This is a genomic window from Micromonospora sp. ATLC16 (assembly GCF_057196645.1).
The window spans coordinates 36,399-58,896 of the sequence record NZ_JBXUOW010000022.1 but is presented as its reverse complement, the minus strand read 5'-3'; the positions used below and the strand labels follow the sequence as shown (position 1 = coordinate 58,896).

General features: G+C 71.1%; 22 protein-coding genes and 3 pseudogenes. 6 read left to right on the top strand and 19 right to left on the bottom strand.

Annotated elements, in window-relative coordinates; genetic code table 11:
* Positions 1–56 precede the first annotated feature (56 nt).
* The 12 genes and pseudogenes from era to hrcA form a co-directional block, all read right to left on the bottom strand.
* Entirely contained in the window at positions 57–944 is an 888-nt protein-coding gene (gene era / locus AC2CHE_RS12140) for a GTPase Era (protein ID WP_484505004.1), read from the bottom strand.
* On the bottom strand, positions 941–1,318 hold the full coding sequence (locus AC2CHE_RS12135) for a cytidine deaminase (RefSeq protein WP_282237161.1): 378 nt from the start codon (positions 1,316–1,318) through the stop codon (positions 941–943). The genes era and AC2CHE_RS12135 overlap by 4 nt, the downstream gene beginning before the upstream one ends.
* Positions 1,311–2,693, bottom strand: coding sequence for a hemolysin family protein (locus AC2CHE_RS12130; protein ID WP_484505003.1), 1,383 nt, complete (start codon positions 2,691–2,693; stop codon positions 1,311–1,313). Before AC2CHE_RS12130 ends, AC2CHE_RS12135 begins: the two co-directional genes overlap by 8 nt.
* On the bottom strand, positions 2,693–3,166 hold the full coding sequence (gene ybeY / locus AC2CHE_RS12125; protein WP_484505002.1) for an rRNA maturation RNase YbeY: 474 nt from the start codon (positions 3,164–3,166) through the stop codon (positions 2,693–2,695). Before ybeY ends, AC2CHE_RS12130 begins: the two co-directional genes overlap by 1 nt.
* Before the next feature lie 16 nt (positions 3,167–3,182).
* A pseudogene (locus tag AC2CHE_RS12120) lies at positions 3,183–3,539 on the bottom strand (PhoH family protein); the annotation flags it as partial.
* A 273-nt stretch (positions 3,540–3,812) separates the two neighbouring features.
* Positions 3,813–4,352, bottom strand: a pseudogene (locus AC2CHE_RS12115) (LAGLIDADG family homing endonuclease); the annotation flags it as partial.
* A gap of 115 nt (positions 4,353–4,467) precedes the next feature.
* A pseudogene (locus AC2CHE_RS12110) lies at positions 4,468–5,306 on the bottom strand (PhoH family protein); the annotation flags it as partial.
* 183 nt (positions 5,307–5,489) lie between these two features.
* On the bottom strand, positions 5,490–6,878 hold the full coding sequence (locus tag AC2CHE_RS12105; RefSeq protein WP_484505001.1) for a serine hydrolase domain-containing protein: 1,389 nt from the start codon (positions 6,876–6,878) through the stop codon (positions 5,490–5,492).
* A complete protein-coding gene (locus AC2CHE_RS12100) occupies positions 6,875–7,234 on the bottom strand; it encodes a histidine triad nucleotide-binding protein (RefSeq protein WP_484505000.1) in 360 nt (119 codons plus the stop codon). Before AC2CHE_RS12100 ends, AC2CHE_RS12105 begins: the two co-directional genes overlap by 4 nt.
* 45 nt (positions 7,235–7,279) lie before the next feature.
* Positions 7,280–8,014, bottom strand: a complete 735-nt coding sequence (locus AC2CHE_RS12095; RefSeq protein WP_484504999.1) for a 16S rRNA (uracil(1498)-N(3))-methyltransferase — start codon at positions 8,012–8,014, stop codon at positions 7,280–7,282.
* A gap of 1 nt (position 8,015) precedes the next feature.
* Entirely contained in the window at positions 8,016–9,161 is a 1,146-nt protein-coding gene (gene dnaJ / locus AC2CHE_RS12090; RefSeq protein WP_484504998.1) for a molecular chaperone DnaJ, read from the bottom strand.
* A 73-nt stretch (positions 9,162–9,234) separates the two neighbouring features.
* Positions 9,235–10,257, bottom strand: coding sequence for a heat-inducible transcriptional repressor HrcA (gene hrcA / locus AC2CHE_RS12085; RefSeq protein WP_484504997.1), 1,023 nt, complete (start codon positions 10,255–10,257; stop codon positions 9,235–9,237).
* Between the two features lie 210 nt (positions 10,258–10,467).
* Here hrcA and AC2CHE_RS12080 point away from each other — a divergent pair, with 210 nt between their 5' ends.
* Positions 10,468–11,064, top strand: coding sequence for a DUF4870 domain-containing protein (locus AC2CHE_RS12080; RefSeq protein ID WP_484504996.1), 597 nt, complete (start codon positions 10,468–10,470; stop codon positions 11,062–11,064).
* A gap of 27 nt (positions 11,065–11,091) precedes the next feature.
* Here the strand turns inward: AC2CHE_RS12080 and hemW are convergent, their stop codons facing one another.
* Positions 11,092–12,315: a radical SAM family heme chaperone HemW gene (hemW, locus tag AC2CHE_RS12075; RefSeq protein ID WP_484504995.1), complete on the bottom strand. Its 1,224-nt coding sequence runs from the start codon at positions 12,313–12,315 to the stop codon at positions 11,092–11,094.
* Between the two features lie 20 nt (positions 12,316–12,335).
* On the opposite strand from hemW, the gene AC2CHE_RS12070 reads away from it, so the two are divergent.
* From AC2CHE_RS12070 to AC2CHE_RS12060, 3 genes are all read left to right on the top strand, one after another.
* Positions 12,336–13,124, top strand: coding sequence for an enoyl-CoA hydratase-related protein (locus AC2CHE_RS12070; RefSeq protein ID WP_484504994.1), 789 nt, complete (start codon positions 12,336–12,338; stop codon positions 13,122–13,124).
* A 119-nt stretch (positions 13,125–13,243) separates the two neighbouring features.
* Positions 13,244–14,200: a hypothetical protein gene (locus AC2CHE_RS12065; protein ID WP_484504993.1), complete on the top strand. Its 957-nt coding sequence runs from the start codon at positions 13,244–13,246 to the stop codon at positions 14,198–14,200.
* A gap of 218 nt (positions 14,201–14,418) precedes the next feature.
* A complete protein-coding gene (locus tag AC2CHE_RS12060) occupies positions 14,419–15,324 on the top strand; it encodes a phytanoyl-CoA dioxygenase family protein (RefSeq protein ID WP_484504992.1) in 906 nt (301 codons plus the stop codon).
* Between the two features lie 84 nt (positions 15,325–15,408).
* On the opposite strand, the gene AC2CHE_RS12055 is transcribed toward AC2CHE_RS12060, so the two are convergent.
* The 4 genes from AC2CHE_RS12055 to AC2CHE_RS12040 all read right to left on the bottom strand — a co-directional run bounded on the left by AC2CHE_RS12055 (position 15,409) and on the right by AC2CHE_RS12040 (position 19,223).
* Positions 15,409–16,053, bottom strand: a complete 645-nt coding sequence (locus tag AC2CHE_RS12055) for an MOSC domain-containing protein (protein WP_484504991.1) — start codon at positions 16,051–16,053, stop codon at positions 15,409–15,411.
* 138 nt (positions 16,054–16,191) lie between these two features.
* Positions 16,192–16,479 (bottom strand): GlsB/YeaQ/YmgE family stress response membrane protein, encoded by a 288-nt coding sequence (locus AC2CHE_RS12050; RefSeq protein ID WP_484504990.1) that lies wholly within the window; start codon positions 16,477–16,479, stop codon positions 16,192–16,194.
* Between the two features lie 241 nt (positions 16,480–16,720).
* Positions 16,721–18,595 (bottom strand): translation elongation factor 4, encoded by a 1,875-nt coding sequence (gene lepA / locus AC2CHE_RS12045; RefSeq protein ID WP_484504989.1) that lies wholly within the window; start codon positions 18,593–18,595, stop codon positions 16,721–16,723.
* Positions 18,596–18,689: 94 nt separating this feature from the next.
* The gene (locus AC2CHE_RS12040; protein WP_484504988.1) at positions 18,690–19,223 is read right to left on the bottom strand and encodes a DUF4240 domain-containing protein; all 534 of its coding nucleotides are present in this window, start codon (positions 19,221–19,223) and stop codon (positions 18,690–18,692) included.
* Positions 19,224–19,310: 87 nt separating this feature from the next.
* On the opposite strand from AC2CHE_RS12040, the gene AC2CHE_RS12035 reads away from it, so the two are divergent.
* Both AC2CHE_RS12035 and rpsT read left to right on the top strand, forming a co-directional pair.
* On the top strand, positions 19,311–20,288 hold the full coding sequence (locus AC2CHE_RS12035; protein WP_484504987.1) for a phosphotransferase family protein: 978 nt from the start codon (positions 19,311–19,313) through the stop codon (positions 20,286–20,288).
* Between the two features lie 263 nt (positions 20,289–20,551).
* On the top strand, positions 20,552–20,818 hold the full coding sequence (gene rpsT, locus AC2CHE_RS12030) for a 30S ribosomal protein S20 (protein ID WP_484504986.1): 267 nt from the start codon (positions 20,552–20,554) through the stop codon (positions 20,816–20,818).
* 103 nt (positions 20,819–20,921) lie between these two features.
* Here rpsT and AC2CHE_RS12025 read toward each other — a convergent pair whose 3' ends face one another.
* Both AC2CHE_RS12025 and holA read right to left on the bottom strand, forming a co-directional pair.
* Positions 20,922–21,482, bottom strand: a complete 561-nt coding sequence (locus tag AC2CHE_RS12025; protein WP_484504985.1) for a hypothetical protein — start codon at positions 21,480–21,482, stop codon at positions 20,922–20,924.
* Positions 21,479–22,459: a DNA polymerase III subunit delta gene (gene holA / locus AC2CHE_RS12020; protein ID WP_484504984.1), complete on the bottom strand. Its 981-nt coding sequence runs from the start codon at positions 22,457–22,459 to the stop codon at positions 21,479–21,481. Before holA ends, AC2CHE_RS12025 begins: the two co-directional genes overlap by 4 nt.
* Between the last annotated feature and the right edge of the window lie 39 nt (positions 22,460–22,498).

The window sequence follows — 22,498 nt, the reverse complement described above, 5'->3', positions numbered from 1 at the left end:
TCTCGATCAGACGCTCCGGCGCGAGTCGTCCGATCGCACCGGTGAGCCGGATCCGCTCAGAACCCGAGCTTGCGCAGCTGCTTGGGGTCGCGCTGCCAATCCTTCGCCACCCGTACGTGCAGATCGAGGTAGACCTTCGTGCCCAGCAGCTCCTCGATCTGCCGCCGCGCGGCGGTGCCGACGCCCTTGAGCCGAGCACCCCGATGCCCGATGACGATCGCCTTCTGGCTGGGCCGCTCCACGTACACGTCGGCGTAGATCTTCGTCAGCCGTCCCTCCGGGATCATCTCCTCCACCACCACGGCGATGGAGTGCGGCAACTCGTCCCGGACCCCCTCCAGCGCGGCCTCCCGGATCAGCTCCGCCACCAGCACCTGCTCCGGATCGTCGGTGAGCATGTCGTCCGGGTACAGCTGCGGCGACTCGGGGAGATAGCGCGTCATCACCTCGACCAGGGTGTCCACCTGGTGCCCGGAGACCGCGCTGACCGGCACGACCTCCGCGAAGTCCCCCAACTCACTGACGGCGAGCAGCTGCTCGGCCAGTCGCTTGCGATCGACCAGGTCGGTCTTGGTGACCACCGCCAGCACGGTCGCCTTCAGCTCGGCCAACTCCCCGGTGATGAACCGGTCGCCCCGGCCGATCGGCTCGTCGGCCGGGATGCAGAGACCGATCACGTCGACCTCGCTCCAGGTCTGCCGCACCAGATCGTTGAGCCGCTCACCCAACAGGGTGCGGGGGCGGTGCAGGCCCGGAGTGTCGACCAGCACGAGCTGCGACTCCGGCCGGTGCAGCACCGCCCGGATGACGTGCCGGGTGGTCTGTGGCTTGTTCGACGTGATCGCGATCTTCTGCCCGACGATGGCATTGGTCAACGTGGACTTGCCGGCGTTGGGCCGCCCGACGAAACACGCGAAACCCGCCCGATAGGAGCGTTCGCTCATTCGGTCACCGTGCCGAGCACCGTGCCGTCCGGCCCGGCCACGTGCACCGGCGCGTCGGCGGCCAGGTCACGCACGGCCGCGTAGCCGGCACCATCCAGCGTGGACGCCTCGGTCACGACCACCGCCGCCTCCAACCGGGTGGCACCCGCCGCAGCCGCCGAGGCGACCGCCAGTTGCAGCGCGGTGATGGTCAACGAGGGCAGCGACACGCTGGCCGCCGCATACGTCCGGCCGTCCTGATCCCGGACCGCGGCACCCTCCACGGCGCCCACCCGGCCCCGGGCACCCCGGGCGAGGATGACCAGCTTGCCGTCCTCGGCGCTCAATTCGGAGCCGGTGGACCGGACGGCCGGCACGGCGGGTGACTCAGGCATCGGCGGGCTGCCTCTCCTCGGATTGGTCGGTGTCGGAACGGGACGCGGTCGGCGGGCCGCCCGGAGCGTCCTTCGTGTTTGTCGGCTCCACCCGGCGCACCAGCACCGTGTCGATCCGGTTGCGGCGACCGGTGGTGCCCTCGGCGACCAGGCGCAGGCCGGCCACCTCGACCCGCGCGCCCGGAATCGGCACCCGACCCAGGGCCTGGGCGAGCAGACCACCCACGGTCTCCACCTCGTCGTGTGGAAGCTCGGTGTCGAACAGCTCGCCGAGATCCTCGACCGGCAGCCGGGCGGTGACCCGCACCGCACCGTCGGGCAACTGCTCGACAGGTGGGCGCTCGACGTCGTACTCGTCGGTGATCTCCCCGACTATCTCTTCGAGAATGTCCTCGATGGTGACCAGGCCGCCGGTGCCGCCGTACTCGTCGACCACGATGACCAGGTGGTTACGGGCGGCCTGCATCTCCGACAGCAGATCGTCGACGGGCTTGGACTCGGGCACGAAGGTCGCCGGCCGCATCAGCTCGGCCACCGGCAGCTGACGGTCCTCGACGGCCCCGCCCTGGGTACGCCGGATCAGGTCCTTGAGGTAGAGGATGCCGAGCACGTCGTCGACGCTCTCACCGATCACCGGAATCCGGGAGAAGCCGGAGCGCAGGAACAGCGCGAGCGCCTGGGAGAGGTTCTTGCCCGACTCGATCCACACCATCTCGGTACGCGGCACCATCACCTCGCGGGCGATGGTGTCACCGAGCGCGAAGACCGAATGGATCATCTGCCGCTCGCCGTGCTCCACCACGCCCCGCTGCTCGGCGAGGTCGACCAGCTCGCGCAGCTCGACCTGGGTGGCGAACGGCCCCTCCCGAAAACCACGGCCCGGCGTGACCGCGTTGCCGATCAGGATCAGCAGGGAGGCCAGCGGGTTGAGCACCCGGCCCAGCCAGCGCACCAGCGGCGCGGCCGAACGGCCCACCGCGTACGCGTGCTGTCGGCCGAGGGTGCGCGGACCCACGCCGACCACGACGAAGCTGACCACGGTCATCGCCCCGGCGGTGACCAGCGCCGCCCGCCAGCCGGCGCCGAAGGTGTCCACCGCCACCAGCGCCACCAGCGTGGTGGCCGTCAGCTCGGCGAGCAGCCGGAGCAGCAGCAGGAGATTGAGATGCCGGACCACGTCACCGGCGACCGTCTGGAGGGTACGGGCTCCCCGGATCCCCTCCCGGGCCAGCTCGGCCGCCCGGGCCGGGGAGACCGCGGCCAGGGCGGCCTCGGTCATCGCGATCAGGCCGGCAAGCACCACCAGCCCGGCAGCGAACACGAGCAGTTGCAGGTCGGGTAGGCCGGTGGCGGCCGCAGCCAGCGGATTTTCCATCACCGGGAGCGGGCCGACCGCCAGCTCGCCAGCAACCGAGTCTGGAGCCCGAACATCTCCCGCTCCTCCTCCGGCTCCGCATGGTCGTAGCCGAGCAGGTGCAGGACACCGTGCACGGTGAGCAGATGCAGCTCGTCGGCGGTGCGGTGCCCGGCAGTGGCGGCCTGCTTCGCCGCCACCTCCGGACATAGCACGATGTCGCCGAGCAGTGCGGGCTCACCACCGGCGGCGGCGGTCTCACCCGGCCCGTGGTCGACGCTGCCCTCGTCCATGGGAAAGGCCAGCACGTCGGTCGGACCGTCGCCGCCCATCCAACGATGGTTCAGCTCGGTCATGTAGTCGATGTCGACCAGCAGCACGGAGAGCTCGGCGAGCGGGTTGACTCCCATCTCGTCGAGCGCGTGCCGGGCGACGGCGAGCACGGCGTCGGTGTCGACCTCGGCACCGGACTCGTTGGCGATCTCGATGGACAACTGTCTTCCCTCGGGTCTAGCGGCGCCGGCCGCCGCGGTTGCCCTGGGCGCTGCGCCCGGACACCGCGTGCACGCCCTGCGCCTGCTGGTTCTCGGCGTCCCACCGCGCGTACGCGTCGACGATCTCCCCCACCAACCGGTGACGTACCACGTCGGCACTGGACAGCTGCGCGAAGTGCACGTCCTCGACCCCGGCCAGGATGTCCCGGACGACCCGCAGCCCGCTTGTCGTCCCACCGGGCAGGTCGACCTGGGTGACGTCGCCGGTGACCACGATCTTGGAGCCGAAGCCGAGCCGGGTGAGGAACATCTTCATCTGCTCGGGCGTGGTGTTCTGCGCCTCGTCAAGAATGATGAACGCGTCATTGAGCGTGTTGTGCGTGACCAGGAAGTCATCGGTGACATACAGCGAATCCTCCGCCGCCACCTGGATGCACATCGTCTCCTGGACACCGGCGGGGACGATCGAGTCGATGAAACGCTCCGGCCGGCCGCCGCCGCACTCCGCGTACCGCTGGCGCTTACGCAAGAGCCGGAACGGCGGTACGCCCTCCGGCAAGCGGATCTCCACGACATATGCGTCCGACCGGTACGCGACCGGTCGGCCGTTCGCCAGGCCAGGCGTGCGGCCCTCAGCCACTCGAACGCGCCAGGTGGCCACCCCACCGAGCGACTGCACCAGGTGGACGACGTCGTCACGCAGTCGGGGAGAGGTTGTCGAGTACTGCACCCGGCAGGTGCGTCCCGCCTGGACGACCGGTCCGCCGTCGGTGTCCAGCAGCCCCTGCAGGACGGCGAGGCGGACATCGACGCTGTTCTGGAGATACACGGGAGGAACGAACTTGGTGCCCGACTTCGTCCCGGCCAGACCCAGCTCGCGGAGCGCGGCCGTCACCGGGTCCGCGACGATCACTCCGCCTCGGTGCCCCTTGGTGTGCCGGAGTACGTAGTCGTATTCGCTCTTGCGGTGCAGCTCGATGTCGACGAGGTTGTCCTCGATCGCCCGGGCGAGTTCGGCATCCGCTGTGGTGAACCCCGGCGTCGTCCGGCACGAGATCGACCCGTCACCGAGCAGCAGGCCGAGGACGTACGGATCGAGCGGCACGTCCTGCGGCTCCAACCGGACCGGAGCCACCACCGGCAGTTCGTAGCGGCGGATGTGACCCCGCCGCTCCTGCCCGATCATCTCCTGGGTCTCCAGCGTGCGTCGGCGACCACGCCGCTTGTCCTCGGGGGTGGCCACGGTCCAGAGGTGCTCACCGCAGCACAGGGTGGAGGCCCCGTCCTGCGTGGTCACCCGGTAGACCTGCTTGGGCCCCTGCGGGTAGATCCCGATCACCGGGGTCGGCATGCCGTTCGAGCCGATCACCAGGTCACCGACCTGGAGTGAGCCGAACCGCTTGAAGCCTTCCGGCGTCAGTACGCGGGCGTCGTACGGCTGCGCCCGGCCCCTCATGTATGCCAGGGGGGCGACCTCGATCGTGCCGGCGGCCATCAGCTTCGGGATGGTCTCGGGGTCGAGCATGTCGTGCAGGGCGTCGTAGAGCGGGCGCAGGTAGGGGTCGATCTTCTCGTTGAGCGTGCCGGGCAGGAAACCGAGTCGCTCCCCCGCCTCGACCGCCGGCCGGGTCAGGATGATCCGGTTGATCTGCTTGGCCTGCAACGACTGCACCGCCTTGGCCATGGCGAGGTAGGTCTTGCCGGTACCCGCCGGGCCGATGCCGAAGACGATGGTGTGCCCGTCGATCGCGTCGACGTAGCGCTTCTGACCGAGCGTCTTGGGACGGATGGTGCGCCCGCGCCGGGAGAGGATGTTGAGGGTCAGGACCTCGGCGGGACGCTCCGTGCCACCCTGTTCGAGCATGCCGACGGTACGCCGGACGGCATCTGTGGTCAGGGTCTCGCCTTTCTCGATGAGTTCGAGCAACTCGCTGAAGAGCCGCTCGGCGAGGGCGTTGTCGGCGGGAGCGCCGGTGATGGTGATCTCATTGCCACGCACGTGCACGTCACTGTTCACCGAGCGTTCGACCAGTCGCAGGATCTCGTCACCCGCGCCGAGCAGGTTGACCATGATCTTCGAATCGGGAACCGTGATCCTGGTCTGCACCCGGGACGGGCCGGGAGGTGGGGTGCCGGTCATAGGTCGGGCCCGAGGGGCCCTGCGCCACCTGCTCTCGATCTCGGTGCCGGGCCCGTGGCACGGCGTGTGAGTGTTGCCCCCATCGTATCGGTTCAACGGCGGGGGCACGCTGCCCATTTCCGCCGCTGTGACGCTCCGGCACGACCGGACAGGGCAGGGCATTCCACCCGAAGTACCGCCCGCTCAGACGCGGAAGTCGAAACCGTCGAAGGTCTCCTGGCGGCGGGTGAACCGATAGGTGGCCCAGTGCATCCGGACCACCGTGCCGGCGGAGTCCCGGGTCAACCGGAGCAGCTCGCCGTTCTCCCGGCCGCAGACGGTACGGAACACGTCCGGCTGGCCCGGCACCGGGGCGAACACCGCCGGTGGCTTGCCCGGCGGGTCACCGGCGCCACGGGCCCGCAGGGCCCCCTCGTGCCACGAGAAGACGTACTCGAAGCCCTCGCCCCACCAGCGGCCGAGCAGCCCGCGCACGTCCGGCGGCGCCGGTTCACCGGGATGCCACGGATCGATGTCGGCCGGATCGTGCTCGACTGCGGCGGCGAGCAGCCGGTGCGGCAGTTCCAGCAGTTCGACGGCGGTGCCGGAGGAGCCCAGCACGGCGGCGCCGAGCGCCCCCGGGGTGCCCTCGCCGCCCCGGCGGCCGTACGCCCCGGCGAGGAAGCCGGGCATCGCCCCGTCGTGCCCGACGTGCACCACCCGCTCACCCTGGGGCACCAGGATCAGGCCGAGACCGAACCCGCCGGCCCACACCGCCTCGTCGGTGACCGTCACCGGCCAGCGCATCTCGTCCAGCGTGGCCGGGGCGAGCACCCGACCCGCCGCGTCCAACGCCGCCGGGTCGGCCAGAAAGGCAGCCCACCGGGCCAGGTCGGTCGCCGTGCTCCACAGCTGCGCGGCGGGACTCACCGCGCCGAAGTCGGTGGGCGGCTCCGGATGCGCCTCGTCGGAGTACGCGTCGACCAGGTACCCGGTCGCGGCGCGCGGGCCCGGGACGGTGGTGGTGGCGGTCAACCCGAGCGGGGTCAGCACCCGCTCGGTCAGCACCTCCGCCCAGGTGCCGCCGCGTACCTGCCCGACCAGGTGGCCGAGCAGTGCCATGCCGAGGTTGGAGTAGTGGTAGCGGCGGCCGGTCGGCAGCACCCGCTCGGCCCGGGCCAGCTCGGTGATCAGCTGGTCGGCGTCCGGCGCCCGCAGCGTGTCCCAGACGTCGCCGTACGGTTCCCGTTGCAGGCCGGCGGTGTGCGACAGCAGCCGGCGTACGGTCAGCTCGCCGTGCGCCGGCAGGTCTAGGTGCCGGCGCAGCGGGTCGTCGAGGTCGAGAAGCCCGTCGTCGCGGCACTGCATGACCAGCACGGCGGTGAACGTCTTGGTGACCGAGCCGATCCGGAACCGGGTCTGGTCGTCCAGGGCGGTGGCGTTGCCGGTGCCGCCGGCGGCGCACGTCCACAGCGGCCGGTCGGCGCGATGCACCGCCGCCGAGATGGCGGGCACCCGGGCCTGCACCTGCACCTGGCGCACCATCCGGTCCAGACGATCGGAGGCGGAGGTGCGGCTGGCGGCGGAGGTCATCCGGGGTTCCGGGCCAGCATCGGGCCGAGTGGGGCGCCGCCGAGCACGTGGGCGTGCACGTGGAAGACCTCCTGGCCGCCGTACGCCCCGGTGTTGAACATCAGCCGGAACCCGTCGCCGAGCAGGCCCTCGTCCTCGGCCACCGCGGCGGCGGTGGCCAGCAACTCGCCGGCCAGTCCCGGATCACCCTGGCCGAGCGTGGCCACGTCGGCGTAGTGCTCCTTCGGAATGACCAGCACGTGCACCGGCGCCTTCGGGTCGATGTCGCGGAAGGCGAGCGTGGTGGGCGTCTCACGGACCACGGTGGCCGGAATCTCGCCATCGACGATGCGGCAGAACAGACAGTCGCTTCCCATCCGGGCAGTGTAAGGAAGGGGTCCTCGGCGATGTTCCCGCGACGCTCACCACCGCAGCAGGCGGGTGGCGAGGACCGCCAGGGCGGCCACCCCGGCGGTGGAGGTGCGCAGCACCGAGGGGCCGAGCCGCACCGGTCGGGCGCCGGCTTCCTGGAAGGCCGACAACTCGGCCGGGGTGATGCCACCCTCCGGCCCCACCACCAGCACGATCTCGCCGTACTCCGGCAGTTCGACGGTGGTCAGCCGGTCCGTCGCCTCCTCGTGCAGCACGTACCCGCCCGCTGCCCCGGCGATCCGGCGGGTCACCGATGCGGTGGTCTCGTCCGGTGCCCCCGCCACCACCGGCAGCCACGCCCGCCGGGCCTGCTTCGTCGCCTCCCGGGTGGTGGCTACCCACCGACTGCGGGCCCGTACGCCCCGGTCACCGCGCCACTGCACCACCGAGCGGCCCGCCGCCCAGGGGACCATCTCGTCCACGCCCGCCTCGGTCATGGCCTGCACGGCCAGCTCGCCCCGGTCGCCCTTGGCGATGCCCTGGACCACCACCAGTCGGGGGTTCGCCGCGTCGACGTACCCCCGGTCGGTCACGTCGAGGTCGAGGGTGCCCCGACCGACCGCGGTGACCACGGCGGTGGCCGTGCCGCCCCGGCCGTCGGCGAGCAGCACCTGCTCGCCGACGCGTAGCCGCTGCACGGTGGCGGCATGGTGGCCCTCGGGGCCGTCCAGCACCATCGAGGCGCTGGTGGGCAGCGACTCGACCAGGAACAGCGGGGCGGACACGTCAGGCGTGGCCGTTGAAGGCGTCGCGCATCCGGGAGAAGAAGCCGCCCTGCTTGGTCAGCTCGGCGACCTCCTCGCCGCGGGTCTTGGCGAAATCGCGCAGCATCCGCTCCTGATCGGCGTCGAGCTTGGTGGGGGTACGCACGTCCAGGTGGATGTAGAGGTCGCCCCGCCCGGCGCCGCGCAGGTGCGGTACGCCCCGGGCCCGCAGCCGCAGGGTGCTGCCCGGCTGGGTGCCCGGTTTGACGTCGACCGGCTCCTCGCTGTCGAGCGCACTGATGGTCAGCCGGGTGCCGAGTGCCGCGGCGGTCATCGGCACGGTGACCCGGCAGTGCAGGTCGTCCCCCTTACGGGAGAAGACGTCGTGTGGCCGTTCGTGGATCTCCACGTAGAGGTCCCCGGCGGTGCCGCCGCCCGGGCCGACCTCGCCCTGCTGGGCGAGGCGGATACGCATGCCGTCCTCCACCCCGGGGGGGATCTTGACGGTCAGCGAACGGCGGGTGCGCACCCGGCCGTCGCCGGCGCAGGTCGGGCAGGGGCTCGGGATGGTGGTGCCGTAGCCCTGGCAGACGGTGCACGGCCGGGCGGAGACCACCTGCCCGAGAAAGGTGCGCTGCACCGACTGCACCTCGCCCCGGCCACCGCACGCCTCGCAGGTGGCCAGGTGGGTGCCGGCGGCGGTGCCGGCACCGGAGCAGGTGGTGCAGAGCACGGCGGTGTCGACGGTGATTGGCGCCTCGACGCCGAAGGCGGTCTCCTGGAGGTCCAGCTCCAGGCGCAGGATCGCGTCGGCGCCCGGGCGGGTGCGCGGACGCGGGCCTCGCCCGGCGCCCGTGGCGCCGCCGAAGAACGCGTCCATGATGTCCTGGAAGCCGACGAAGGGACCGGCCCCGCCGGGGCCACCCGGACCGCCGGGCCCGCCCCCGCCGGGGGCCAGCGGGTCCCCGCCCAGGTCGACGATCTGCCGTTTCCGATCGTCCGAGAGGACCTCGTATGCGGCATTGATGTCCTTGAACTTCTCCTGTGCCTCCGGATCCGGATTCACGTCCGGATGGAACTGGCGCGCCAACTTGCGGTAGGCGCGCTTGATTTCGTCATCGGAGGCACCCTTGCTCACGCCGAGAATGCCGTAGTAGTCCCTCGCCACTGCGTTCCGTGTCCTCGTGTTCGTCTGGAGTTACGCCGTTCGGCGGCGGCAGCCTGCCGTCGGCCCTGACTTGTCAGTTCTGGGCCAGCAGCTCGCCCACGTAGCGTGCCACGGCCCTCACCGTGGCGATGGTTCCGGGGTAGTCCATCCGGGTCGGTCCGAGCACGCCCATCCCGCCGACGATCGTCACGCCCGGGCCGTACCCGGTGCTGACCACTGAGGCCGCCCGCAGGTTGTCGATCTCGTTCTCGTCACCGATGCGCACCCGCAGGGTGCTCGGCTCCACCTCGCCGATCAGCTTGAGCAGCACCACCTCCTCCTCGAGTGCTTCGAGGATCGGACGCAACGAGCCCTGGAAGTCGAGCAGGCCGCCCCGGGCGAGGTTGGCGGTGCCGGCCAGGGCGAGCCGCTCCTCGTGCCGTTCGACGAGCGTCTCCAGCAGCACCGTGGACAGGGTGGTCATCGCCGGGCGCAGGTGCGGCGCGCAGTCGTCGATGACGGCCTGCACCAGCGGCGGGGTCTCCGACAGGCGGACACCCACCAGCTTCTCGTTGACCAGCCGGCGCAGGTCCAGCACGTCGTCGGCGAGGACCGGTGCGGGCAGCTCCACCAGCCGCTGCTCGACCCGGCCGGTGTCGGCGATCATCACCAGCATCAGCCGGGTGGTGGAGATCGGCACCAGCTCCAGGTGACGCACCCGGGACCGGGCCAGGCTGGGGTATTGCACGACGGCGACCTGCCGGGTCAGCTGCGCCAGCAGTCGCACTGTGCGGTGCACCACATCGTCGAGGTCGACGGCGCCAGCCAGGAAGCGCTCGATCGCCCGGCGCTCGGCCGGGCTGAGCGGCTTGACCCGGCTCAGCCGGTCGACGAAGAGTCGGTAGCCACGGTCGGTGGGCACCCGCCCCGCGCTGGTGTGCGGCTGACGGATGTAGCCCTCTTCCTCCAGCACGGCCATGTCGTTCCGGACCGTGGCCGGCGAGACGCCGAGTTGGTGCCGCTCGACCAGCGACTTGCTGCCGACCGGCTCCTGGGTGGCGACGTAGTCCTCGACGATCGCCCGGAGCACGGCGAGCTTCCGGTCGTCCAGAACCATCCTTGCCACCTCCTGTCGCAGGTCAGCCCGCAGCGTCACGGTCATCAGAGGAACACTCTGGCACTCGACTGTAGCGAGTGCCAGTCTACGTCGGCGTCCCCCTCGGCGCGATGATCAAGTCGGCCCGCCCGTCATCGAACCGATCGGCGGGTTGACACTGGCCGGTGTCGCTCTGGTGCGCCGTTGCCGCCGGCACCTACCGTGACCTCCATGACTGAACCACCTCGTCCCCCGGAGTCCGGCGACGAACCCACGACACCACTGTCCGGTTCGCCTGGCCAGGGCGGCTATCCCCCGCCCGGCGGCTATCCACCTCCCACCGGCGACCAGCCGCCGCCGGCCGGCTACCCGCCACCCGGGGGCTACCCGCCGCCGGGCGGTTACCCGCCCCCACCGGGAGCCCCCGGTGTCGGCTACCCGACCGGCGGTTACGGCGCTCCTGGCGGTGGCTACGCCAACAACGAGGACAAGAACTGGGTGCTGATCGCCCACTTCGGCGGCCCGCTCGGCGTGGTCGTCGGTGGCGGGCTCTTCGGCTGGGTGGCCCCGCTGATCGCGATGATGGTCCGCGGGCAGCAGTCCCCGATCGTCCGGGCGCACTCGGTGGCCGCGCTGAACTTCCAGCTCACCTGGGCGGTCGCCGGGGTGCTGAGCTGGGTGCTCGCGACCATCACCTGCTTCGTCCTGTCCTTCGTGCCGATCCTCGTCGCGATCGTGCCGCTGATCTTCGGCATCATCGGCGGTGTCAAGGCCAACGAGGGTGTGCTCTACCAGTACCCGATGACGTACGCGTTCGTGAAGCGCTGACCGCGCCGGCCGGTCTGACGACGGGGATCAGGGCAGCAGGTCGCGGACCACGGCGTCGGCGAGCAGCCGGCCGCGCAGGGTGAGCACGGCGCGGCCGGCGGCGTGGGCGGGCTGGTCGAGCAGCCCCTGGGCCGCCGCCCGGGCCGCACCCGCCCGACCGGCGTCGGTCAGCACGTCCAGCGGCAGGCCGGCGGCCAGCCGCAACCGGAGCATGACGTCCTCCATGTGCGCCTCGCCGCCGGTGAGCACCTCCCGGGCCTGCCCGGGAGACTCCCCGGCGGCGAGGCGTTGCGCGTACGCGGCGGGATGTTTGACGTTCCACCAGCGCACTCCGCCGACGTGGCTGTGTGCCCCTGGCCCGAGGCCCCACCAGTTCCCGCCGGTCCAGTAGAGCAGGTTGTGCCGGCAGCGCGCCTCCGGCGTGCGGGCCCAGTTGGAGACCTCGTACCAGGAGAAGCCGGCGGCGCCGAGGGCGGACTCGGCGGCCAGGTACCGGTCCGCGGCCACGTCCTCGTCCGGGTACGGCAGTTCGCCCCGGCGCATCCGGGCGGCCAGCCGGGTGCCATCCTCCACGATCAGGGCGTACGCGCTGACGTGGTCCACGCCCGCGGCGATCACCTGGTCCAGCGAGGCGGCGAAGTCCTCGGACCGCTCCCCCGGTGTCCCGTAGATCAGGTCGAGATTGACGTGGTCGAAGCCGGCGTCGCGGGCCTCCAGCGCGGCGGCGGTGGCCCGGCCGGCGTGGTGCCGGCGGTCGAGCACGGCGAGCACCCCGGGCGCGGCCGACTGCATGCCCAGCGAGATCCGGGTGTACCCGGCGGCACGCAGCTCCTTCAGCGAGGTGGGCGTCACCGACTCCGGGTTGGCCTCGGTGGTCACCTCCGCGTCGGCGGCCAACCCCCAGGTCCGGTCGATCGCGTCGAGGATCCGGGCCAGGTCGTCGGCGGCCAGCAGGGTGGGGGTGCCGCCGCCGACGAAGACCGTCTCCACCCGTGCCGGTGGGGCCTCGCCGAGCACCCGGGCGGCGAGCGTCAGTTCCGCCAGCACGGTGTCGGCGAAGCCCTCCCGGCTCGCACCGCCGCCCAGCTCGTCGGCGGTGTACGTGTTGAAGTCGCAGTAGCCGCAGCGGCTCGCGCAGAAGGGCACGTGCACGTAGACCCCGAAACCCCGGGCGCCCACTGACGCACGGGCGGACGCGGGCAGCGATCCGTCGGCGGGGACGGGCTCGCCTGCTGGAAGGACGCCGGGCATGGCCACTAGTGTGCCCTGGCATGACCTCTCCCGACGCGCTCGTGCGGGTCGCCACGGCCCACGGGGTGACCACGCTCACGTTGGACAGTCCGCACAACCGCAACGCGCTCTCCACGCCGTTGATGACCGAACTGCTGGCGGGGCTGGCCGCCGCGGTCGCCGACGACGCGGTCCGGGTGATCGTGCTCGACCACACCGGGCCGGTCTTCTGCTCCGGCGCCGACCTGAAGGAGACCGCGGCGGCGTACGCCAGCGGCACGGTGCCCGCCGGGATGCTGGGTGACGTGCTCGCGGCGGTCTGGGAGTGCCCGAAGCCGGTGCTGGCGAGGGTGGCCGGCCCGGCCCGGGCCGGCGGCCTGGGCCTGATCGCGGCAGCCGACCTGGCGGTCTGCGCGACCGAGGCCACGTTCGCCTTCACCGAGGTGCGGATCGGGGTGATCCCAGCGGTGATCTCCGCGACGGTGCTGCCCCGCCTGACCACCCGGGCGGCGGCCGAGCTGTACCTGACCGGCGACACCTTCGACGGCCGGCAGGCCGCCGAGATCGGCCTGGTCACCACCGCGGTGCCGGCCGAGGAGCTGGATGCCGCGGTGCGGCGGTACTGCGACTCGCTGGTCCGTGGCGCCCCGACGGCGTTGGCCGGCGCGAAGCGTCTGCTGCGCCGTCCGGCCGCCGCCGACCTGCGGGCCGACCTGGCGGAGCTGGCCGAGCTGTCCACCGGGTACTTCCTGTCGGCGGACGGGATCGAGGGGGTCACCGCTTTCCGGGAGAAGCGGTCGCCACGCTGGGTGGCGGAACTTGGTGGGTGAGGTACGGCCGGGACGGGGAACCTCGGGTTACGCGTGACCGCCACAGGAGGTGGGAACCGGTCGGACGACCCGAACGGGTCGATGAGGGACGTACGCTTGGCGGACCTTGACCCCAGGAGGTGCGGGTGCGAACTCGGGCTGTCGCGACGGGCTTCGTGGTCCTTGTCCTGATCGCCGCGATCGGAGTGGTCGTGGTGCTGAGGCAGGCCGGTGAGGGGCTCCGGCTGCCGTTGGCCGGCCGGGCCTGCACGGTGCAGGCCGACGGCGAGGTGACGCTCGACTCGCAGCAGATGGCGAACGCGGCGACCATCGCGGCGATCGGCGTGCGGCGCGAGATGCCGGAGCGGGCGGTGGTGGTGGCGCTGGCCACCGCGTACCAGGAGTCCGGGTTGCGCAACCTGACGGGTGGTGACCGCGACTCCGTGGGGCTGTTCCAGCAGCGACCGAGCCAGGGTTGGGGCACGCCGACACAGATCCGCGAACCCAGGTACGCGGCGGGGAAGTTCTACGCGGCGTTGAAGAAGGTGCACGGCTGGGAGGACATGCGAATCACCGACGCCGCACAGAAGGTGCAGCGCTCGGCCTTCCCGGAGGCGTACGAGAAGTGGGCCGACGAGTCGCAGGTGCTCACCCGGGCGCTGCTCGGCCACGCCACCACGGCGGTCACCTGCGCGGTGGGCGGCGATCCGGTGCTGCGCGGTGCCGCCGCCATCGCCGCGCTGACCGAGGGACTGGCCCTCGACTGGGGCCTGAGAGCCTTCACCTCCGACGACCGGCAGACGGGCAGGGGCTACTTCAGCTCCGCCGTCGACAGCTACGGCAACCCCACCCTGCTGAAGGTGGGGATCAACGACTTCGAGCGGAGCCCCGCCGGCAGCATGACGACCTCTGCCGAGGGCGTGCGGGCCGGCTGGCGGTACACGCACTGGCTGGTTTCCCACGCGAAGGAGCACGGGGTGAAGCGGGTGACCTACGACGGCCGGGAATGGACCGCCAAGCGCGGCGACTGGAAGCGCCTGCCGGACAGCGACCGGGGTGACACGGAGGTCTTCGCCGAGGTCCACGCCGACGTCTGACTGACCTCGATCTCCTTACCCGCAGTCACCGCAAGATCCGGCATTGCGGTATGTAAGGCCGCGGCTCTCCACGTTGGGTGACATGTGGTAGTCGTTCAACCGCCTTCAGTCGCCGTACCCGTGGAAAGGTCGCGGGGTGCCCCCCGAGCCGCGCGGACGCGCGTTACGATCGGCGGCCTGTGCCAGAAATGGTTTCACCTCTTGGGGAGGGGTACTACGTGGCGTTCGACTACGGCGACCGGACCGGCTACGAACCGATCAGTGACGTCGACCGCAAGGAGTTCCACGAGCAGGGTTTTCTCCTGCTGCGCAACGTCCTGACCGAGGATCACCGGACCGCTCTCGAGGCCGCGGTCGACCGGGTGTACGAGGAGGAGAAGGCCAAGGGCAACACCACCAAGGACGGCACCCTGCACCTGCTGGGTTTCCTTGAGCGTGACGAGCTCTTCGGCGAGCTGCTCACCCACCCGATCGCGTTCCCCTACATGTGGGGCCTGGCGGGCTGGAACATCTACACCCACCACAACCACCTCGACGTCACTCCGCCGGCGTTGGAGCCCGAGAAGCCGTACTGGGGTTGGCACCAGGACGGGTACCGGCAGAACTCCGACCCGGAGACGATGGACCCGAACCTGCCCCGGCCGATGTTCTCGCTGAAGGTCGCCTACGTGCTCTCCGACCTGTCGGAGAATGGACGGGGCGCGACGAAGGTGATCCCCGGCAGCCACCTGTGGAACTCGCTGCCGCGCCCGGCGGACCTGAGCGTGCACAACCCGGATCCCGAGGGCGCGGTCGAGATCACCGCCAACCCGGGTGACGCCTTCATCTTCGACCGCCGCCAGTGGCACTCCCGGTCGACCAACCTGTCGAACATCACCCGCAAGATGCTGTTCGTCGGTTACACCTACCGGTGGATCCGCCCGCTCGACGAGCTGCACCCCGACAAGGACGGCGAGTGGTACCGCAACCGCACGCCGGTGCAGCGCCAGTTGCTCGGGGAGGGCACCCACACGGCCAACTACTGGGGCATCAACTGGGACGGCTACATCGACGACGAGATCCCGCTGCGCAAGGAACTCAAGCAGCGCGGTCTGCTCAACCGCAACATCCCCTGGCTCCGCTGACCAGACCGTGACGACAGGCCCCGTGGCACGCCTGGACGTGCCACGGGGCCTGTCGTGTCATCTCGGGACGGATCTGCCGGTCGGTCAACCGGCCGGCTCGCCCAGCCGGCGACGCGCCTTACCGCGAACCGGCTCGGGCAGCTCGTCGGCGGTCAGCAACCTGGGCAGCAGCGCCGGATCCACGGTGAGCGCCCGGAACACCTCGCCGATGGTCACCCCGTGCGCCGGCCGGTGCACGATCTCGATCGGGTCGCCGACGCCCACCGCACCCTCGCGCACCACCCGCAGGTAAGCGCCGGGCGTGGCACGAACGGTGAACCGCTTGATCAGATCCGGTACGCCCCAGAAGCCGGCAAAGGTGGTGCACGGCGTACGCGGCATGGTGACCTGGAGCAGCGCCGCACCGACGGCCCACTGCTCGCCGATCACCGCGCCGGTCAGGTCGACCGCGTACGTCGTGAGGTTCTCGCCGAAGCCGCCGGGTCGGATGGTGCGCCCGAGGTCCGCCTCCCACCAGGCCGCGTCCTCCCCCGCGTACGCGTAGACAGCCTGGTCCGGACCACCGTGGTGGGTCCGTTCACCGATGAAGTCGCCGGCCACCCCGTCGACGCGGAAGAGCACCGGCGCCTCGGCCGGCCGCTTGTCGATGCCGCTGCGTCCGCTCGCGTCCCCGGCCCACGCCGCCTCGGTCACGATGCCGACGTTCACCGATGCCACCCTGCCCGTCATGATCACATCCTACGGGAGCGACCTCGGCACGCCGCCGCCCGCTGGTCAGGTCGGTCGCGGCACGGGCACGATAATCGGGCGTACGAATGCGAAAGGCGCCCGACCTCGACGGTCGGGCGCCTTTCGACGGTTCAGCTGTTACCGGTGGGTGACACCCCGACGGTTGCGACCCACCCCGGCGACCAGCGCCACCGCGACGGCGGCCAGCAGCACCTGGAGCATCAGCTCCCGCCAGTCGATACCGGAGGTCTCGGCGAAGCCGGACGCACGGGCGATAACGGTGCCGAGCAGCGCCGCACCGACACCGATGAGCATGTGCAGCCAGATCGGCATGTTCTGCTTGCCCGGCACCACCAGTCGGCCAAGCGCACCGACGATCAGACCAACGATCAGGGCGGTGATGATGCCCCAAACGGTGAACTCCATGGTCGCTCTCCTTCACAAAAGACGTTCAACGTTTGTAGTGTTCCTGTGGTGACCGTCTAATGCCCGACCATGGAAGATCCCAAACCGGCTTTTCTGACCGAGAGGTCGCGCCCACCCCGAAAGATCGCGCCACGCAGACGGGCGCCCGGCCGGCTGGCCGAACGCCCGTCACAAGGGATGCGCCTCCCGAGGGCCGACGGGCGGCCGAACCGCCCGGCACGCCGTCAGCCGGCGAAAGCCATCACTTCTTGCCGCTCGCCTTGCCGTCGGAGTCGGAGGAGAGCGCGGCGATGAACGCTTCCTGTGGGACCTCCACCCGGCCCACCATCTTCATCCGCTTCTTGCCCTCCTTCTGCTTCTCCAGCAGCTTGCGCTTACGGCTGATGTCACCGCCGTAGCACTTGGCGAGCACGTCCTTGCGGATGGCGCGGATCGTCTCCCGGGCGATCACCCGGCTGCCGATGGCCGCCTGGATCGGCACCTCGAACTGCTGGCGCGGGATGAGGTTGCGCAGCTTCGCCGCGATGGTGGTGCCGTAGGCGTACGCCTTCTCCTTGTGCACGATGGCGCTGAACGCGTCCACCGGTTCGCCGTGCAGCAGGATGTCGACCTTGACCAGGTCGGACGCCTGCTCGCCGGAGGGCTCGTAGTCCAGCGACGCGTAGCCCTTCGTACGGCTCTTCAACTGGTCGAAGAAGTCGAAGATGATCTCAGCGAGGGGCAGCGTGTAACGCAACTCCACCCGGTCGGCGGAGAGGTAGTCCATGCCCAGGAGGCTGCCGCGCCGGCCCTGACACAGCTCCATCACCGCACCGACATAGTCGTTGGGGGTGAGCACCGTGGCCCGCACGGTCGGCTCGTACACCTCGGCGATCTTTCCGGTCGGATACTCGCTGGGGTTGGTGACCACGACCTCGTCGCCGTCCTCCTGGATGGCCCGGTAGACCACGTTCGGCGCGGTCGAGATGAGGTCGAGGTTGAACTCCCGCTCCAACCGCTCGCGGATGATCTCCAGATGCAGCAGGCCGAGGAAGCCGCAACGGAAACCGAACCCGAGCGCACCGGAGGTCTCCGGCTCGTAGGTCAACGCGGCGTCGTTGAGCTTGAGCTTGTCCAGCGCGTCCCGCAGCGCGGGGTAGTCCGACCCGTCGATCGGATACAGGCCGGAGTAGACCATCGGCTTCGGGTCCTTGTAACCACCCAGCGCCTCGGCCGCCGGCCGTCCGTTGATGGTGACCGTGTCACCGACCCGGGACTGCCGGACGTCCTTCACCCCGGTGATCAGGTAGCCGACCTCACCGACGCCGAGCGCGTCGGCCTTGACCATCTCCGGCGAGATGACCCCGATCTCCAGCAGTTCGTGCACCGCGCCGGTGGACATCATCTTGATCCGGTCCCGGGCGCTGATCCGCCCGTCCACCACCCGCACGTAGGTGACCACGCCCCGGTAGACGTCGTACACCGAGTCGAAGATCATGGCACGGGCCGGGGCATCGGCGTCGCCGACCGGCGGGGTGAACTGCCGGACGATCTCGTCGAGCAGGTACGGCACTCCCTCACCGGTCTTGCCGGAGACCCTGATGCAGTCCGACGGGTCGCCGCCGATCAGGTGCGCCAGTTCCTCGGCGTACTTCTCCGGCTGGGCCGCCGGCAGGTCGATCTTGTTGAGCACCGGGATGACGTGCAGGTCGTTCTCGAGCGCGAGATAGAGGTTCGCCAGCGTCTGCGCCTCGATGCCCTGGGCCGCATCGACCAACAGGATCGCACCCTCGCAGGCCGCCAACGACCGGGACACCTCGTAGGTGAAGTCGACGTGACCAGGCGTGTCGATCATGTTGAGCACGGCCTGCTCGCCGGCCCGCTCGCCCTCGGCGACGGTCCACGGCATCCGGACCGCCTGGCTCTTGATGGTGATGCCACGCTCGCGCTCGATGTCCATCCGGTCGAGGTACTGAGCGCGCATCTGCCGCGGGTCGACCACGCCGGTGAGCTGCAACATCCGGTCGGCCAGGGTCGACTTTCCGTGGTCGATGTGGGCGATGATGCAGAAGTTCCTGATCCGCCCCGGGTCGGTGGCACCAGGAGCGTTCGCGCCGGGATCGAGCTTCGGTGGCACAGCGGTCCGTTCTGGTCGGCTGACGTGAGCGGGCCGGCACGCGCCGGCCCCCTCTATGCTCCCATGTCCCCGGCGGGCATCGGCCGGGCGTCCGTCACTCCTGCGGCGGCTCGACGAAGAGGGCGGCGAGCCGGGGCAGTCGGCGGCGGGCCTCCTCCTCGTCGTCGAAGTCCCAGAAGTCGTTCAGGTCGGGCTGCGGCGTCGGCGCGCGCTCCCCCGGCAGGTCGGTCGCGGTGGCCCTGCGGTACGCGTCCCACGGCACCGCGAGCATGTCCTCGCACTCGAACTCCTCGCCGCTGAGCGAGGCGGACCGGATCTGCGGCAGCTCAGCCAGCGAGTCCGGATCAGCGACCGCCCGGGCGAACACCTCCCGTCCCTGGGTCATCAGCCAACCCCGGAAATACTCGAACCCGTCGTCGGAGGCACCGCCGTTGATCAGGTACGCGGCGCCCCACAGGTCGACCCGGTAGGACGCGGCGAGGACCCGCTGCTGGTGGTGGGCGTACCCGGCGATCTCCTCGGGGTCGCGGGCGGCGAGCAGCGCGAGGGCCCGGGCGGCGATGGCGTCCGGCTCTCCCCCGCCGGTGCGGGCGCGGTCGATCAGCTGCCAGAAGTCGTCGGTCCTCATGGCCCGCCAGTCTGGCAGACGCCGCCCCGGGTGCCCGGATCCGCGCCGGAGGTCGCCGCCTCACCGGCCACCGGGCAGCATGGTCCGGTGAGTTCTGCCTCCCCACCCGCATACCACGCGACCGCGCAGCGGCCCGAATGGTCGGCCCTGCCGGCGCGGCTACGGGCCGCGGTGGCCACCCGGCTGGGCGCTCAGGTGGTCCAGGTCACGACCGCCGGTGCCGGCTTCACCCGGGGGTTCGCCGCGCTGCTGCGCACCGTCGACGGGCGCCGCGCGTTCGTCAAGGCCGCGCCGCACGCCGAGCAGCCACACCTGGTCGACTGGTACGCCCGGGAGGCCGCGATCCTGCACCGGCTGCCGGCCGGGCTGCCGGTGCCCCGCCCGCACTGGACGCTGTGGGAGGCGGGCTGGTACGTCCTGTGCCTCGACGCCGTCGACGGTCACACTCCTCGGCTGCCCTGGGATCAGGTCGAACTGAGCGCCACCCTCACCGCCTTCGCCGACGTCGCCGCGGCGCTCGCCGATCCACCGGCCGAGTTGACCGCCCTCGGCCTGCCCCGCCTCGCCGACCTGGCCCGCGACGACATCCTCTGGTGGGGCGAGGTCGCCGCCGGTCGGGAAGCCGTGCCGCCACTGCCCGCACCGGCCCGGGGACGGCTGGCCGAACTGGTCACCCTGGAGTCGCGCCTGCCCGGATACGCCGCCGCGACCGGGCTGACCCACGGCGACCTGCGGGTCGACAACGTGCTGATCGACACCGCCGGCGCGGCGTGGTTCTGCGACTGGTCGTGGCTGTGCCAGGGGCCGGCCTGGTTCGACCTGGTCACCCTGCTGATCACCGGGTACGCCGACGGGCTGGACGTCGATTCGCTCTTCGCCGCCCACCCGGCCGCGGCCGGCGCGCCCGACGACGCGCTGGACGTCGCGCTGGCCGCCCTGGCCGGCTACCACCTCACCGCCTCGACGTCGCCACCACCGACCGCGTCCACCCACCTGCCCGCACACCACCGCTGGACCGGCGAGCAGGCCCTCGCCTGGCTATCCCACCGCCAAAACTGGACCTAACCCCACCCCACCCCCCGCCCCCCACCCCACCCCCACCCCGGTTGATCATGAGGTTGGCGGCAGTTTGAAGATCAACGATTGCCGCTAACCTCATGATCAACCTGGGTGGGTGGGGGGTGGGGTGTTGGGGGGGGTGGGGTGGGTGGGAGGCTGTTTTGGTCCGTCGGAACTGGACCTGGTAACCTGGCTCTTCGCGCAGCGATGACGCATGCTCGTCGCGCGCACAAGCTGACCAACCCGAGCTATCAAGACGAGGCTGTCGCGTGGCGAACATCAAGTCCCAGATCAAGCGCAACCGGCAGAACGAAAAGCGCCGGCTGCGTAACAAGTCGGTCAAGTCGTCGCTGAAGACCGCCATCCGCAAGTTCCACGAGGCCGCTGAGGCCGGTGACGTCGAGCAGGCCACCGCCCTCATGCAGGACGCCTCGCGCAAGCTGGACAAGGCGGCCAGCAAGGGCGTCATCCACGGCAACCAGGCTGCGAACCGTAAGTCCGCGATCGCCAAGCGCGTCGCGTCGCTCGCCGCCTGAGCCAGCGATCAGACCTGACGGAAGCCCCGGGGCGGTGCCCCGGGGCTTCCGCACGTCCATCAGCCCGGCGTTGATCCGCTTCCGGCCCGACCGGGCGCCCTACTCAGGAACCGGGTTCGGTGGTTTCCGGCCGAGTCCCGACGTCACTCCGTTGCGCGGCCTCCCCGCCGCGCCCCGCCGCCGCTGCACCCCGGCCCGTGCCGTCCGGAACCCGGTCGGACCGGCCGCCGACGGCACGCGGAGTCGGCCGCGCCGCGCCAGGGCGTACCACCTCCGCCGGTTCGGACCGCACCACGACGCCGGGCACGCTGTGCCGCAGCCAGTCGACCCGGGCGCGTCCGACCACCGGCTCCATCTGCTGGCGGAACCGGTCACGCTCCTGCTCGGGTACGGCCGCGGCGGAGCGCACCACCGCGGCGGCCACCAGGTCGTTGAGCTTGACCATCACGGCCACCGTGGCGGGCAGCACGAGCAGCGCCCACCAGGTCACCAGTTCGGCGAGCGCGAGCAGCGCCGCCAGCGCGATCGTCCCCTCGAAGAAGATGAAGCAGAGCACCCCACCCGGATTCACGAACCGCAGACCGAGCACCCGCGCGTAGAACGGACGGTACCGCTCCTCGTCGGCCGGGATCGTGGCCCACGAGCCACGGAGGGCTCCGCTCACCTGGCGCCGCCCTGCCGAGCGGCCGCCACCGAGAAGACCGCCCTCTCCAGCGCGTACGCCCGGTCGTCGGAGCCACCCTTGACCGCCGCGTTGCAGTCGGCCGCCGCTCGCATGGCCAGGACCAGCCCGTCCGGGGTCCAGCCTCGGGCCTGCCGTTGGGCCCTTTCGACCTTCCACGGCGGCATGCCGAGGCTGCTGGCCAGTTGGTACGGACTGCCCCGGCCGGCCGAGGCGACCCGGGCGACCGTACGGATGCCGTCGGCGAGGGCGTCGGCGATCGGCACCGGATCCACTCCCACGTGCAACGCCCAGCGCAGCGCCTCCAGGGCACCCGGGAGGTCACCGACCATCGTGGCGTCAGCCACCGTGAACCCGCTGACCTCCACCCGGCCCCGGTAGTAGCGCGCCACCGTGTCGGCACCGATCCGGCCGTCGGTGTCGGCGATGAGTTGCGAACAGGCTGCCGCGAGTTCACGCAGGTCGTTGCCGACGGCGGCGATCAGCGCCTCGGCGGCGTCGTCGGCGCACCGTCCGCCGGCCCGACGGATCTCGTCACGGACGAAGGCCACCCGGTCGCGGTGGCCCTTGAGCTTCGCGGCCGGCACGACCCGCGCACCGGCCGACTTCAGGCCGTCGGCGAACGCCTTGCCCTTCGCGCCCCCGAGGTGCGCCACCACGAGTTGCACCTCCGGGTCGGGGTTCTTCGCGTACGCCACCAGGGCGGCGACCAGATCCTTGCGGGCGTCCTGACCGGAGCGGAGCACCAGCACGCGACGCCCGCCGAACAGCGACGGACTCAGCATCTCGTCGATCTCACCGACGGTGAGCTGACTGGCCTGGTATTCGCGCACGTCGACGGCGGGGTCGGCGGCACGGGCGGCGGCAACGGTTTCGGTCACCGCGCGCGTGGCGAGCAGCTCCTCGTCGCCGAGGACGAGCACAATAGGAGCGGCACTGGCGGCGGTCACGCCGCCCATATTCGCACGCGCGGCCGTTCGGTCCAGCCTGCTCGTCAT